Source organism: Lactonifactor sp. BIOML-A5, from assembly GCF_009677585.1.
Classification (GTDB): domain Bacteria; phylum Bacillota; class Clostridia; order Lachnospirales; family Lachnospiraceae; genus Lactonifactor.
Window position 1 is genome coordinate 1 of the sequence record NZ_WKYV01000044.1, and the last position, 16,502, is coordinate 16,502.

A 16,502-nucleotide genomic window follows, 5' to 3' on the forward strand; every position below is an offset into this window, starting at 1 on the left:
ATAATAGGTTAGTCCGCTCGCTCCGCATCGCGTCCGTTTTGCTCCGCAAAACCGTCCGTTGGAGTCCGCCGACTGCAGTATGGACAAAACATACACATCTCACAATTATAATGATATTTTTTTGTCTGTTTTGCTACTGTATTTTTTTACTTATTCCTATATAATAAATATATCTATGTATTTATCTAATTTTGCATAGTAATTATATTGAAAAACGATATATTTATAAAGGCAGGTGATTGCCATTAAATATAAGCATATACGAACTGTCCAGCACAATATAGGGAATGGTACCACTGAACCAAAATTTGCAGTGACTGATGATGATACGCAGGTAATTATCAAGACATTCAATGGACCACAGGGAAATTTAGTACTTTTTAACGAATACTTTTGTTATCGGTTGGCAATATTATTAGACATAAAAATGCCTATTTCGGGCATATGTTATATAGATGGTTCTACAAAAATTTATAATGATGATATGGGGAATCATAACGAAGGATTTGGATTTTACTCTACATATTTAAACAAAGTAGCCCCATTGATACAAACGATTGTTCCTTTAATACAAAATAAAGAAGATTTCTATAAAATATTATTATTCGATCATCTGATTTATAATACAGATAGAAATGCAGGTAACTTATTGGTACAGTATTATAAATCAAATATCACATTGCAGGTTATTGATCATACACATGTATTTATAAACCAGACGTTTTGGGACGCAAATTGTCTGATTAGAGGTATGGAAGATAAAGATTATCATAGTACAAAGATTATGGAATATAACGATTATTTGTATAGAATGATCATGCAAGTAGTACCATTCAAATTAGATATAGCAATAAATTATATACCTTTATTCGAGAAATGTATAACTATAAAAAATATGGAACAGATTATAAACGATATTCCAGATATTTGGAAGCCTATGGATATCAGTCTAAAAACACTTATTGAATATTTACAATATAGAGTAAGTCATTTAGAAGATATATGCATAACAATACGCAATTACTTAAATAAATGAAAGGAGGTATACTATGTATCAAATTGAATATGCTGCATTAAAATACTACAACTCAGTTATTTCCGAAGAGTGTATGTATATCGGTATGTTGTTTCATAATTTAACAACAGGTCAAAGAGATTTTAGATATATCTCCAATTTTAGTCGATTTCAAGCCTTTGATGACGAAGCTGATGTTGGCTTTGTAAAAATGTATCTTAAAGGAATAAAAACTCAAATAGAAACTAATATTTTTAATTACAACAATTTTAGTATAGCTGAATATACTAGAATATATGTGAATGAGTTTCGATTTACTAATGTAATGCAGATAGAAGTTGGTGAAAAAGAAGATTATATAGAGAACCTGACAAAACTTTATTTGAAATTTGATTTTAGCAAGAAAAAAAGATTATCTAATTCCGAGGAAAAGCAATATATAAAAAGAATTCTCTCAACCAAAAATATTGAATTCTCCTCATCTCAAGTAAAAGGTGGTTTTGAAGAGGATGTAGTTTTCGATTATGTCATTGGTAATATAGCAATTAAATTATTTTCATTTAAAGGTAAGAATTTAAAAAAAATCATTCCTACGGCTAAACATTGGTCTTTTACTGCTTATGAGTTAAAAGAGAAAAATATACAAGTTGTATTTTTATATGATAGCCTTACTGAGGATATTAATCATCTAAACATTATAATAAATATTCTCAAAATAAACGCATCTGTATTCCAAATCCAAGATGGTATAAATTATTTATTAAACCAAATAGCATAAAAGCATTTTTAAAGCTAGTAGATAGTACATCTACTAGCTTTAAATGTTTGTGATGAGATAAAAGTCAAGCATCAAGTTTATGATATTATGCAATCAATAAATCAAAGATTTACCTTTGATTATTATAAAAATCTAATAGGTTAGGAGGATAGATTATGATTTGGACTAACGAAAGTATGCTGGCAAGCATGAAACTCACAGATAAAGAATTTACTCCTATTTTGTATGTAAAAATACATAATATAAAAAATCCAAGTAATCAGAAAAAGACTAAAAATGTAACCGAAACACAGTAGTAAAAGTATCAATAGCAAATTTCAAAGATGTAATGGCTTTTGAAATAGAATTCATCAGATGCCAGAATGTATAAATCTAACACCTGATGAAAAATTAAATATAATTATGGCATAATTGAAAGTTACCATTACAAACGAAAGGAATTAAAACTATGGCAAAAGAACTTAATTTAAATCAACCACAATCTACTAAAATAGAAGAATTAGTATACAGATGGATTCATCCAGATAATGACGACGCCTCCCATACGCAAGAGTGCTCAGATAATAAAATATACTGTGGAACAATCATTACCCGTTCATCCAACTCCTTTTAATTTATTTTAGTCTTAAGTTTCCAATACATAAGTTATTCGTACGGTTCGATGTGTTGACGATAGTATAAATTTGAGACTTTATCGTCTATACCCTTTTTAGCTTGTTCTTCACGTAAAATCCAGTTTTTCGAAGTCAATAAAGCAATTGCCCTATATACATCATATGAATTTATTATAAAATATACACTAAAAGTTTTCAAAAAGTCCTTATCAGAATATAATTTTACCGCCTTGTCTGATTTTTTATAAACATAAATATCATTAGTATCATCATCAAGTAAAAAGGCATATCCAAATTTATCCATTATGTCACTAATGGAATCTAACGCATTTTGTAAGTTCCTATTAGTAAATGCTATTTCAGAAACTTTGAACATGTCATATTCATTATAACTAAATGAACTATCAAAAATACATTTTGCTCCAATGTCTCTCATAAATTTTTTTACGCTAATTATAAATTGAAATTGATACCCAAATTTAGATAAAGAAAATTTTAGTTGTGAATTATCGTTTTCATTTTCTATATATTGCGCTATTTGCGATTTATTATGTTTTACAAATTCGGGAAAATATTGTTTGATAAATTTTAAAGAAGTTATTTTTGCAATTGTTATTTCTGTATATAACCCATTATTTTGCGCTATCTCATCAAGAAGTTTCCATTGCTTATTTTCAATCATCCAATCTATTTCATCTCTTTTGCATATAAATGGAATATCATTGTTATGTAAAACTAACGAATCAGATAGTTTTTTGAGTCCATTGTAAAGCTCAATCATTTCTGAGAATAAATCAAATGAGTTTTTATTACTTTTAAATGGTTTTTTCCCATATGAAACATATTGTGAATAAATTAAGCGTAAATTTGTCACAGCGTCTTTTAAATTATGGTATAAGTCATATGGTAATAGTATAGGTAAATTATCAAAATAATAATTTGCAGAATCTATTATTTCTATTACATTGGGATGCTTATTATGAAACTCAGTACGTCGTTCAACTGCTTGTTGATTCTTTATAACTTTATTTAGATGATATTTATATTCTGTGTATCCTTCTATTCCAGGGAATTTCGTCATGCAATAAGAACCCACATTTAGACGAATATGATTTTTTCTATTTCTAATAAAAAAAAGATATTTATTTGGAGTATTACAAAGTCCACATTTAACCTTCTTAGAAATGTCTTCAGAGCTATTAGATTCTACAAACCATTCATCTTTAACATTATCCATTAGTGTTGTTTTATTATATGTTAAAGCTGCCTGGGCTACCTTATCTAAATTATATTTTTTAAGTTCATCAAGTGTTATTGCCTTCAATTCCCTCATTTGCAGTAAAACTTCATATAAGTTTCCATATAGTTTTGTATTTTTTGGTTCCTCACTGTTTAATAATAAATTTATTTCATCTAAGATTAATACTGCTTTCCCCACAATTTCCTCTTTTCTGTACTAGTGTAATTAATTCCATAGATTCCTTTACTCTTCTATCTGACAAGTAAATATCGCCCAAACAACGAATATTTATTTAACCTTAGACCCGCAACTATTACAAATTAAATCTATTTTATTTGTGGCAAATCCTGTTAGTAGACTAAACTTTCTGCGGACTGGGGTGAACTGGGTTCCGCCGCACTTTGGACAACGCTTTGTTTTAGGAGCTTTAGGAGTTTCGACAGCTTCCGTATCTTTATCGTTAAGAAATAAGTATCTAATTTCATTTATCCACCATTCAAAATCATCTTGTTCACGTTTTCGGTATAAGGCTTCATCGTATTCCGGGCTGTTTATGACATACTGCTCTCGAAGCATCTCTTTCCATTGTATTTCTTTTAAATTATTATATACTTCCCGATTATCTCCTTTATCTATAAGTTCAGCTAACTCACTAAAATCTTTATCGGAATCTCTTATCTCTTCATATTCATCATCTGTAAAATTTGTTTCTGCCATTATAGTATCACAGACTTTACAAGCTCTTTCTTCCCCTTTATACCCATACATAACTTTGCCGCATTTCGGGCATATTTTCATTATTTCTATTTTACTCATAAGAATCCTCCCTCAAATAGTTATTGTCTATATTATACATTCCAAACATCCTTCTGCTTTATTATATCTCATATGGAAATGTCTGTTTCATTCCATTATAGTTGTTTAGCATAGGCTCTTATTTATACTAATATAATCAAATGATTTTTCAGGCATATATTTTTGAAACACCTCAAAAAAGGGATATTCATACTGAAAAACTTTTACCATATCGTCAGTTTCAATATAGACATTCACTACTCTTTTATCATCATTAATAGTGTTAGTTCTAATTGGTTCTGATACAATTTTTTTCCGACTACCAATTATTGCTCCTACATCTCCAGCAAGAAGCCCACCAACTACAGCTCCTCCAATTGATGTCCCTCCTCCAATTACTTCACCTCCAGACATTTCTGTTCTAGTTAATATTTCACCGTCAACCTTATAAAATTTAACCTCATTGATGTTTATGATGATGGGTTTTAGCCCATACATTATTTCATTATATCTTTTTTCTAGCAGAGAGTCTGTTTCGCAATTTCTAACATTTCTTCTAAATATATGATTGTCTATAATTTTTTGGCAAAGACTATCTATTTCTGTACAAATATAAATATGATTATTTTGTTTCCAAACACATGCATCTGCACCTTTAAGTCCACAACTATACACAATATCTGCATTTTCTGGCATCTCTGTTATGTTATAAGCTTTCATAATCTCCGAAAAACCTTTAACAATTTTATCTTTTATTTCCTCATCTTCCGTAATCTGCTTTTGTTTGATTTCCTTATTTCTTTGATAATCGCTTACACCTAGAAGTATACCAACAAGAACTATTACCCCAACAATAACACCCACTATAATTAAGAATGCCATATTTTAATTATTCCCCCTTTCTTTTCTATAAAATATTATACCGTCCAAACCGGTTGATGTAAACACTCTCGTAGATAACAAACCTTTTATTAGGGGGAAAATTAAACAAAATTTTCGCCAGTAAGGCTTTTACAGATGATTTTATAAAGCAAGGAGAAGATGCCGCGAAACAATTTGCAGAAGGCGCTTCATCCACAACTTTTAAAAACGATTTTTCTAAAAGATTTGGTAATGATAGCATTATGCAAAATAAGGGCGTTATTCAATACTTTGACGACTTAGAAAAAGCAGGGAAGAAAGGAGAGGCTTCATTAGAAGGCATTCAAAATGCCTATATGAATAGTAGGACTGCTGGGCAAAAATTTGCAGACGGATTAAAGAACGTTGGGCGTACCGCAGTTGGCATTGCTGGAAATATGGCAATCTATGCTGCTGTCGGATATGCTATTCAAGGCGTAGTCACCGCTTTGGATCATTACATCAACGCACAGCAAAAGGCAAATGAAAAAGCTATTGAGTCGAAAACCAAATATGAGCAGACAAAGACGGAACTGAATGACCTGAAATCACAGTATGAGGCAAACAAAAATAGCATAACTGAGCTACAGAAGCTCCGCAGCGCTGGGACTATTACTTCTGCCCAGTCATCTGAGCTGTCAAATCTACAAAAAATCAATGCAGAACTCCAGAATCAAATTCAATACAAGTCGAAATTAGCTGAAATTGAAGGCAAAGTTGCTGCTGATGCCGCAGAAAATGCCCTGACATACAGCAAACCCACTATCGGGAAAAGTTTTGACCATTCTCCGAATAATCCTCACGTAGGCTCCTTTGGAAATCCCGGATTAGACAATTCTCAGTATGCGCAGACAAACCCAGACTATCTGACGACAGTATCCGATCAGATAGATGAATACAACAATAAAAGCAGTGAACTTCTTAAAATCCAAAATGAATTACAATCCCTTTCTAAAAAGGATAAACTAAGTTCTTCTGAAGAAAACAGGTTCAAAGCTCTTACAGCTGATGCTGAATCCGCAGAAAAGGAGCTGGCTGTTCTTGGGCAAACCCTTAGTAAGGATATGACCGGCATTAAAGAAATGTCCGAAAGTCTTTATTATACAGATGCAAAAGGGGATAAACAGCTATACACAGGTAAAGAGGAAGTTGCTAAACGTGTTGAAAAGATAAACGACGCCTATGCAAAAGCTATCTTTGATTCTGATGAGTATAAAGATTACGAGCTAAATAATATCCTCTCGAAAAATAATCTGTCTGAAGTACAAACTAGTCTGTCTGATATGGCAAAGGCCGGCACTCTTTCAGTTGATAGTATAACGGGCAAATTCCCTGAGCTGCAAAACGCCATTAAGGGAACAAGCGTTTCATTACAAGATGTAGTTGACCATTTTAACATGCTGGAAAACAGTTCCTCCACTAATGGGCCAGTAGACTGGGTTGGGAAAATGGCCTCTTCAGTTTCTAGTGCGATTTCCCAGATAGATAACCTAAATGCTGCGATGGTTAATAGTGTTTCTGGAAAAGGGCTGGGATTCGAAATCGATGAAGAAACCGGTACGCTATCAGGTGATCTTGTTAATATTATGGCTGCGTATGATGGTTTAGAAGGATACGATCCTTCGGTATTGTTCGAAAAAACGGCAAATGGAATCCATTTGAATATAGACGCGTTGCGGAATCTCCAGGCTCAAGAGGAAGCAAATAAAAAGTCCGATTTTTTAGAAACCAGGAAAAAGCTTCAAGATGAATTAAACAATGCAATAGAAAAACAGTCTCAGCTGAATCCAGAAAGTGCTGACTATAGTGCTGCTCAATCCAATATAGACTCCCTATCTAACCAGTTAGAAACTGTAAATAGTTTGGCAGCCGCATATGATGGTGCAACCTCATCCTACCAGAAATGGTTAAACGCTCAATCTGGTGGCGAAGAAGGTGATATGTATCGTAGCGTTACTGGCACAATGATAGAGCGCGGGGACGAGCTATATAAAAAGGAACTCTTTAATAACAACGAGTTTAGGGCAATAGCCGACTTCTTCTCTTATGAAGATTTGAGCACAGCATCTGCGGAGCAAGTTGCAGAAGCATATCAAGCAGCCGCTCCTCAAGTCAAGAAGTTCTTCACCGAAGGGCGCGAAGGAGTAGATTCCTTCGTTTCTTCTATGAAGGAATTGTCGGACAAAGAGGGCTTGGGATGGGTAGAAGATCTTGGAGATGGTAATCTTAAGTTCAATACTGGAAATGATGAGGAGATAGCAAAGCGGTTAGGAATTAGCAAAGAAGCAGTACAATCAATATATCGCATGATGTCCGAATATACGGATGGCATACAAATTGGTGATACATCAGGGGTAGAAAACTATTCTGAAAAATTACAGCAATTAACCGATAAAGCAAAGGAATCTCAAGAAGCTTTAAAATCCATGAGTGAAAATTCAAGCCTGAAGTCTGCCGTTGATTTTGACATAGATAATATGAATACGGTTGATGAACTTGAATCTAAAATAAGTGAAATTAACAATGCTCGTGCGGATTTAGATGTAAATTCAAGTCAATATCAACAAGCTCAAGATGTCATAGATACTTGCCAAGCTAAAATAGACGCAATTAATGGTACAAGTGCAATATTAGATTTCGAAGTTGAAGGCCAAAATCCAGAGGATCTACAGAATAAGTTAGAGGAATTAGAAAACTATAGACTTACGTTAAATGCCGATTCTTCTAGGTATGACGAAACCAATGCTAAAATACGAGAAATACACAAAGGATTAGATGAGCTAAATAATACCTCTGCCACTGCTAATGTAGAAACAAATGTACAGGACGGATATTCTCTTATTTCACAATTTCAGCAGAGATTGAGTGAATTACAAAACAATGATCCAAATGTAACAGTAAACGTTAACACAGCAGGTGATGACGTATTAGATACCATTGCTTCACAAATCGCAGCTTTACCAAAAGAGACTCTAATATCATTAGGTTTTACGGTTGCAGGTGATGGAATCACCCCATCGGAAATAAAAAGTCAGCTTGCTGCCGGTGGAGTCACAATACCGGTTGAATATCAAAAAAGTGGTAATGTTCAAGGAGATGCTGAGACTAAAGAAGGCAATGTAGATTATAAAGCAAATTTTTTGCCTGCCACCCCTCCAGAATTATCTGGCACTGTTAATTATTCAGGTAATTTCTCAGGAATTTCGGCCCCTACTATATACGGGACTGCTGTTTATACTAAATCTCTTATTGGCCCAGCTAACGGTACGGCTCATGCCGCTGGTAGTGTACGAGATTTAAAAACTAATTATTTAATGTCCAAAGGTTATAATGCTTACGCCTCCGGAGATTGGGGGCTTAAAAGCAATGAGCTTGCCTTAGTTAATGAGTTAGGGACAGAATCTATAGTTCGAAATGGTAGATTCCAACTAATTCCAGGAGGCGCACACCTTGAAAACTTCAAACAAGGTGATATCATTTTTAATCATAAGCAGACTGCGGAATTACTAAGGAACGGGTTTGTAACTTCTAATGGTGGACATGGTAAGCTTGCTTATGCCAATGGTACAGCATATAACATGCTGAATTATTTGTCACTGCCTGCCCACTCTGCCGGAACTTTCAAGTCTGGAGGAAGCAGTACAAAATCCGGAGGTAAATCGTCAAATAAAAAGTCCTCCTCCAAGTCATCCTCCTCCTCTTCTGCCACAAAGAAGAACACAGCCGCTGTCAATAAAAACACCAAAGCAACCGATGACAACACGAAGACCTTTGACCACATTGAAACATTGGTTGACCGCATTACTTCAGCGTTAGATAGTCTGGAGCGGCAGGCCAAAGATTTACAAAACACCTACGCCACACAGAATCCATTGTTGGTAAAAGCCATCTCCCAGGCACAGAGCAACATGTCCACTCTGCAGAAGAGTGCCGATTACTATTTTAATAAAGCCAATTCCGTAGGCATCAGCGAATCCTATAAAAACAAGCTTAGGAACGGACAGATATCCATTGAAGACATCAAGGATGAAAACCTGGCGGAAAAGATGGAGGATTTCCAGAAGTGGTATGAACTCGGCCTGAAAATGAAGGACGAAATGGAAGAGCTTAAAGTCAAAATCAAAGAGCTCAACATGCAGAAGCTTGACAATATCAAGGATTCCTTCAGCGCCGCTGTGGATTATTACGATGCTGTCTCGGATGTGTTCCAAAACAGCATAGATCTGGCCGAAGCACAGGGTAAGCTTGGTAAAGAATCTGATTATGTCAATATGATCAATCAGAACAATCAGGCGCGCGCCATGCTCAAAGGGGAGTACAACTCTCTCACTCAGCAGCTGAATGAACTAATTAAAAATGGAACCATAAAAAAATACACAAATGACTGGTATGAATGGCAGTCAACCCTGGAAGAAATCCGGGGAGATATCATAGACATAGATAAAACCATCATCGAGCTTAGACAGGACATCCTGGAAGTACGCTGGGATAATTTCAACAAATCCATCACTAAGATCGACAACATGAAGGATTCACTTTCCTCTCTCTCTGACCTTATTGAAGACACCATGGTTTACGTGGAGGATACCAGCAAGATCAGCGGAATGGGTTACGGTAAGCTGGCTCTGCTTCAATCAGAGCTTATACAGGCCAAGCAGGCCGTTGCGAACTACGGCATGGCAATTGATAAGCTTCAGGAAGAATACCAGAAGGGCTTCTATTCCCAGGAGCAGTATGAAGAAAAACTGGCCGATCTGCGTAAATCCCAGCTGGACTATGTGGGAGATATTAAAAAGGCCAAGGATGCTATCCTGGATTTGGTAAAGGATGGTATCGAGCGGGAAACAGACGCCATGGAGAAGCTCATCGACAAGCGGAAGGAAGCACTCCGCAAGCAGAAGGAGGCTTACGACTGGAACAAAAAGGTTACTGATTACAACAAAGACCGGGCAAAGCTGGCTGCGCAGATTTCGGCCATGTCTGGGGACAACACCAAAGAGACTATAGCAAAACGCAAAAAGCTGGAACAGGAACTCCGGGAACTGGATGAGGATTTTGCCGAAGAACGGAAGGATCATGAATTCGATACGATTGAAGATGCTTACGACGAGCAGATGGATAAATTTAAGGAGCTGCAGGAAAAACAGCTGAATTTGATCGAATCAAGTCTGGAAGCTCAAAAAGAGGTTATTGGCACGGTTCTCGAATCTGTTGTAAATAATCACGGTTCCGCCTACGACGCCCTAGAACAGTTAAGCAAAGAGTACGGCTTTAAGCTTTCCTCTGATTTAACAAATCCATTTAAAGATGCCCTCTCTGCTCTAGAAGAATTCAAAAAGGCAATGGGCGACTTATCCGCTAATACTGATATAAATATTGGAAATCTTCCTGGCTCTAAGGATGACGTACAAAGCTCCACTCAAAATTGGATTGACAATGCACTAGCAAAATCAGCTGGCGGAAGTTGGAAAAAGAACAATAAGGGCTGGTGGTATCAGAACGCTGATGGCTCATGGCCCAAAAACGACTGGATGCTCGGACAGGATAATAAATGGTATCACTTTGATGATGAAGGCTACATGGAAACAGGCTGGAAGAAGATAAAAGACAAGTGGTATCATATGAATGGCTCAGGCTCTATGGACAGTGGTTGGCAGATGGTGGGCGGAAAATGGTACTATCTCGGCGGTGCCAACGATGGCTCTATGAAAACCGGATGGCAGAAACTGGATAATAAATGGTATTACATGGATTCCTCCGGCGCCATGAAATCGGGCTGGTTTAATGACGGTAAGGGTTGGTATCATACAGATAAATCCGGTGCTATGGAAGTTAATAAGTGGCTGAAGTCCGGACAGGATTGGTATTATATTGGCTCAAGCGGAAAGATGTATGAGAATCAATGGCTCAAAGATAAGAACAACTGGTACTACATGAATCAGTCAGGAGCTATGTCAAAAGGTTGGCAGAAAGTAGGAAATACCTGGTACTATTTAGGTAACGATGGAATTATGCAGTCTAGTAAATGGTTGAAATCAGGAAACGACTGGTATTACCTGGATAAAAGCGGAGCCATGAGTACCTCTAAATGGATTGACAATAAATATTTCGTTGACCATACCGGGGCCATGGCGACTAACGCCTACGTAAAGGGTTACGACGGTATGTATTACTGGGTGAACGCCAAGGGAGAATGGGAGCCAAAATGGAATACAAAGACTCCTGACCTCAAAAAGTATAAGCTCGCTTATAAATCGGGAACCAAGTCTTCTTCTGAAGGGTTAGCACTCACAGATGAGGAAGGTATAGGAAGTGAAATGTTCATATCACCAAAAGGCGTTGTCAGGGATTTGCCATTTGGAACTATGGTGTTCAACAAAGGACAGAAGGAGGCTTTATGGAATCTATCCAAAATGTTATCATCTCCGGATTTATCCTCTGTTGGATTTGCTGGTAATGTTGATAGTGGGCTAGGTGTCGATATTCATATAGACAACATGGTAGGCAACATTGAGCATATAGATAAAAATGCCCTTCCTTCTTTGGAAAGGATCTTAGAACAATCCTGCGACTATACGACGAAAAAGCTTAAGAGAGAACTTGGTAAAATAGGTATACGATAATTATTTTCAATAGAGGCTGCTCATTTCGGGCAGTCTCATTTTAAAGAAAGGAGGCTGAGAATGGCTGTATATGCTGACGATATGTTTTACGACGGAAGAAATTTAAAATCTTTCGGTGATTATATGCTAGTGTCATTTGACTCGGATGATGAAGAATCCACTATATTTGAAAGAGACATTGAATCCGGTAATTTTGTATCAGGCCGTGTTATCCGAAATCAATATGGTACTACGCCTTCTGATTCTTATGAATTAGAACTGGCAATCTGTAAAGAAGATGGCACTCCGTTCACCACACCGGAATCTGAAGAAATTATCTCATGGCTTGCCAGTCCCGATACACCAGTGCCTTTAAAATTTATCAGTCATGACGGCGATGATAACTATACAGGTATTAATTATGTTGGTCTTTTTAATAAAGGAGTCTTCATTGAGCATGGGAATTATAAAAATGGAATAAAGCTTTCTTTTGAATGCAATTCTCCCTACGGGTTTTCGGATGAAATAGTGGCCAACTACTCTCCCATTACAAATCCAGGGGAGCTTGTTATACTATGTAACAACACAATTAAGCGTAATATGATCTATCCCGTTCTAGAAATCACTCCACACGTCACAGAGACAATTACAATAACAAACAAATCTGATCCCTCTTCTGCACCTTTTACACTGGAAGCCCTGAAGAATATCAAAGTCAAAGTAGTAGATTTTAATCTTTATGATGAACTGGGGGATTTTTATCCTTTGACGAAGTGCAACCTGGAATTTCCCTGCCTTATCGACGGCGAGAATATCTTTGAGATTCAAGGGAACTGCGATGTAACGTTTATGTACAGGACTACAAAATGTATTGGGAGATAGACAAATCATTATTTATGAAAGAACCTCACATCCTCTAATGATTTTCTTTAATAAAATCAGCAAACTTAATGACACCATTTGGCGTACATTCTAAAGCTGTGCATATTTTTTCTAATGTGCAAAGCGTTATATTTTTATTCTTTTTAATAGCATCTAATGTTTTGTTGTCTATGACCTTGAGCAGCTTATACTGGCTAATTTTTTTTGCTTCATTGTTTCCCATAAGGGACTATAATCTATCATCCCATATCCGCTTTCTATATTTATTTTCTAAAGTTACAGATGCAAAAAACAAAAGCTTATGTTGTGATTATACCACAATGTTAAGTAATTGGACTAACTGATCCCCATCTTATAAGAAAAAGGTCTTCTCACAAAGTAATTCTGTTACATTTATATATCAATGAAAACATAGAAGAGATTATACCAAACCGAAATAGTCTCTTTTTACTATGCGCGAAAGGAGGAACGAGATGTGTATCCCAAATGACTTAACATTTAACATATCGGAAAGTAAGGTAATGCTATGGAATTAAAATATGATATCTACGGACGTACCCGCCCCTGCCATATCTTCCTTTCCCATGTAAACAAAAAAATCTTGTGCTGCCTCAACGGTGTCAAGTCGGCTAAGCTTACTCTGAAATTTAACGACATATCCGAACTGAAGGTTGAAGTAGACAAATATATCTGCAATGAAGCCTTTTTAAAGGTACGCAAATCTGCCGGATACGATGAGATTGGTGCGCTGATGGAACTCTTTGTTCCCGAATTCGGCTGGTTTCGGCTGGAGCAAGACCCTGACATACAAAGCGAGGGGGAAAGCAAAGAGACAAAATCCTTCACCGCCTACAGCTATGAATCCAAGCTTCAGGATTACGATCTGGTGAATTTCTCTGTTAACATGGGGACTAACGAATCCTTGGAAATGAGAGAAGATAACATCAATAAAGACGGGGAGATAATAAATAAAATCATAATCCACAACCCGGACAACCCGGAATACAGCCTTCTTGATCTCGCATTATCTGACGTCCCTCTTGGATGGACCATTGGTCATGTTGATGCTACGATTGCACATAAGGAACACTCGTTTGAAATCGGCAGCCAGGATGTCTATTCCTTCCTCCGGGCAGATGTCGGGCGGGCGGCAAGGTGTGTCTTTATCTTCAATAGTTTTGATATGACCATTAATGTTTATGATATTGAGACGGCAGGGCGTGACACGAATCTATACCTTTCTTATAAAAATCTCTTAAATTCCCTGGAAATTACACCGATATCCAATGATATTTATACCCGCTTCCGCGTTGCTGGCGGCGAAGACTTAGGTATTGAGATGGTCAACTTCGGAAGCTCCCTGATCACAAATATAGACTTCTATCTGCCCCGCTTCCCGCAGGAGACCCAGAATAAATACAATGCATACAAAGAAGCGCGGGAGGCATTGCGTGACACCTACATTGACGCCCAGATGCAGCACAGCATTATCTTAGGGCAGATCACTTCTCTCAAAGACAGAAATGCGGATGATGCCGCTGAGAACAACTGGGATTCTGCCCGTTACGATCTGGATAAATTGAAAGAAATACTGAACGAAAAGCAGGAGAAAGTAGAGCTTTTGGAACAAAGCTATACGACGGAATCCGGCTCAGTGGATATTCCTATTGAGTCTCCCGACTACCCTCTCTACTATTCGCTGAAGGATGTCATTATCCCGGATATCACAGCCGAGATAGCCAAACGGGAATCGGGAGCTGAAGAGCCAGCCAAGAAGGTTGAGTACGATACCATGTGGAAGCTCTTCGGTGTGAATGCCCTGGAGCTTAAGAAAACTTCATACCAGGATATAAAGTCCACGTTAAAGGATTACTCTGGAAATGCGGCCCCTGACGATATGCCGGTACAGGCCTACGAAGAAAAGCATCAAATGTATCTGGATGTTGTCCGCTATTTAAAAGAAATTGATGAGTACCTGGCTGTGCTGCAGGCTAAAATAACGGAACTGGAGACAAAACTTACAGCTCTCTCATCCGAGCTTTCAGAGATAAGCCAGAAAGCCAGCCTGAAAAACCCGGAATACGGGTTTACTTACGACGAAATCGCGGACATAGAAGCATACGGAAACCGAACCTCAGACTTTAAAGATGAGAGCATCATTGAGGAGGACATGGGGCTTGAGAGGACAATTAAAAGCCAAAAGGATCTTCTTGCATCGGCAAAGAAACAGCTGGAAATCGAATCCCGGCCGCAGCTGAGCCGCAGGATATCCTCAGACAATCTTTTTGCCATTCCGGAATATAAATCTCTCCGGAACCAGCTCCAGGTTGGTGACTTCATGATCGTCAACTATGGGAATGAAAACCTCAAATTCCGGGCTATTGAACTGGATGATCTGGACATCCTGGACTGGAAGAAAAGCTTTGATGTTACCTTTTCTGATATGACCGTAGCCAATGGCACAAGAAATGACTTTGAAACCCTTCTGGAAAAGCAGCTCTCATCCGCTAAAAATACCATTTCTAAAGCAGCATCATCCACTGCTTCTTCAACTGTAAGCCAGGTTGTCGCCTCTCTTATCCGGCCATATATCCAGATTATCAATGCCAAGCTTGAGAGCGCGGAAATCAATAACGCTACGATCAAGGATTTAACTGCAGTCTCCGGTGAATTCAAAACTATACTAACTGAATATCTGAAAACCGGGGAGTTGGAAGCAGCCGTTGCCAAGATAGGCCATCTGGATGCTGACTCAGCGTTTATCAAGTATCTCCAGGCTACAATTGTTGGGATTGATAAGGCGGAAATTAAAGAGCTGGTAGCTAATGTAGCAGCTATTGACAGTCTGCTTGCTGGAACCATCTCCGCAGAACTGGGCCATATCATCCATCTGACAGCAGAAAATGTGTCTATAGATGACGCTGTGATCAAATCTCTGATTGCGGCTAAGATTGCAGTCGGTGATCTTGCTGCTGGGGATATCTCAACAGACTCCATGCGGATTATCAGCGATGACGGTGGCTTTGTTCTGGCCGGGAATACCATGCAGTTTACAGATAAGGATGGGAATGTCCGCATCCAGATAGGCCGGGATAAAACCGATAACTTCACCTTTGTTCTCTATGACGAAACTGGTACAGGTGTATTGATGGATTCTACCGGAATAAAGGAGTCTGCCATCGGCGAAGGTTTTATTAAAAATGACATGCTGGCTGGCGGGATTACCAAAGACAAGTTTGGCTTCAATGTTATGGAAACTGATGAGAACGGCAATATTTCTGGGACACAGGTCATTGTTGACGGCAAGGGAATTGACAGAATCACCAGCTCTATTACTCAGACTGTAGAAGCTTTAGATCAAAAAGTAGAAGACAGTATCCAGTTCAAACTTGAACTTGACTCATCCAAGGGGATTATATTTACTAATGGGCAAGTTGACACTTATATCACAGCAACTCTATATCGGGGTAATACAGATGTAACAGGCGAGTATCCTGATTCCTGTTTCTTATGGACCCGCCAGAGTTCAGATTCTGATCTGGACGCCTATTGGAACTCCCAGCACACTTCTGGAACAAAATCCCTTCATATCACAAAAGAGGATTTATATAAAAAAGCCCAATTCCATTGTTCCTTCTGGCTGAACAGCGAAGTATTGGCAACCGCAATATAAGGG

Annotated in this window: 9 protein-coding genes; 6 read left to right on the forward strand and 3 right to left on the reverse strand. The window is 37.6% G+C overall.

From position 1 onward, the window contains the following. The first annotated feature begins 235 nt into the window (after positions 1 to 235). The 3 genes from GKG41_RS21935 to GKG41_RS21945 all read left to right on the forward strand — a co-directional run bounded on the left by GKG41_RS21935 (position 236) and on the right by GKG41_RS21945 (position 2,089). Positions 236 to 1,036 (forward strand): HipA family kinase, encoded by an 801-nt coding sequence (locus GKG41_RS21935; RefSeq protein ID WP_154262461.1) that lies wholly within the window; start codon positions 236 to 238, stop codon positions 1,034 to 1,036. A 13-nt stretch (positions 1,037 to 1,049) separates the two neighbouring features. Continuing rightward, the gene (locus tag GKG41_RS21940; RefSeq protein ID WP_154262464.1) at positions 1,050 to 1,793 is read left to right on the forward strand and encodes a DUF3037 domain-containing protein; all 744 of its coding nucleotides are present in this window, start codon (positions 1,050 to 1,052) and stop codon (positions 1,791 to 1,793) included. Positions 1,794 to 1,948: 155 nt separating this feature from the next. Next, the gene (locus GKG41_RS21945) at positions 1,949 to 2,089 is read left to right on the forward strand and encodes a hypothetical protein (RefSeq protein ID WP_154262467.1); all 141 of its coding nucleotides are present in this window, start codon (positions 1,949 to 1,951) and stop codon (positions 2,087 to 2,089) included. Positions 2,090 to 2,438: 349 nt separating this feature from the next. Here GKG41_RS21945 and GKG41_RS21950 read toward each other — a convergent pair whose 3' ends face one another. The 3 genes from GKG41_RS21950 to GKG41_RS21960 form a co-directional block, all read right to left on the reverse strand. Continuing rightward, the gene (locus GKG41_RS21950) at positions 2,439 to 3,845 is read right to left on the reverse strand and encodes a hypothetical protein (RefSeq protein ID WP_154262470.1); all 1,407 of its coding nucleotides are present in this window, start codon (positions 3,843 to 3,845) and stop codon (positions 2,439 to 2,441) included. Positions 3,846 to 3,935: 90 nt separating this feature from the next. Beyond that, positions 3,936 to 4,463 carry a hypothetical protein gene (locus GKG41_RS21955; protein ID WP_154262473.1) on the reverse strand — a complete coding sequence of 176 codons (528 nt, stop codon included), beginning with the start codon at positions 4,461 to 4,463 and terminating at the stop codon, positions 3,936 to 3,938. Between the two features lie 105 nt (positions 4,464 to 4,568). Next, the gene (locus GKG41_RS21960) at positions 4,569 to 5,324 is read right to left on the reverse strand and encodes a hypothetical protein (protein WP_154262476.1); all 756 of its coding nucleotides are present in this window, start codon (positions 5,322 to 5,324) and stop codon (positions 4,569 to 4,571) included. 242 nt (positions 5,325 to 5,566) lie between these two features. Between GKG41_RS21960 and GKG41_RS21965 the strand changes: the two genes are divergently transcribed. The 3 genes from GKG41_RS21965 (at position 5,567) to GKG41_RS21980 (ending at position 16,499) form a co-directional block, all read left to right on the forward strand. Further along, complete coding sequence (locus GKG41_RS21965; RefSeq protein ID WP_154262485.1) at positions 5,567 to 11,965, forward strand: hypothetical protein; 6,399 nt, start codon at positions 5,567 to 5,569, stop codon at positions 11,963 to 11,965. 60 nt (positions 11,966 to 12,025) lie between these two features. After that, positions 12,026 to 12,826: a phage tail domain-containing protein gene (locus GKG41_RS21970; protein WP_154262489.1), complete on the forward strand. Its 801-nt coding sequence runs from the start codon at positions 12,026 to 12,028 to the stop codon at positions 12,824 to 12,826. A gap of 526 nt (positions 12,827 to 13,352) precedes the next feature. Beyond that, complete coding sequence (locus GKG41_RS21980) at positions 13,353 to 16,499, forward strand: hypothetical protein (protein WP_154262495.1); 3,147 nt, start codon at positions 13,353 to 13,355, stop codon at positions 16,497 to 16,499. Positions 16,500 to 16,502 lie beyond the last annotated feature (3 nt).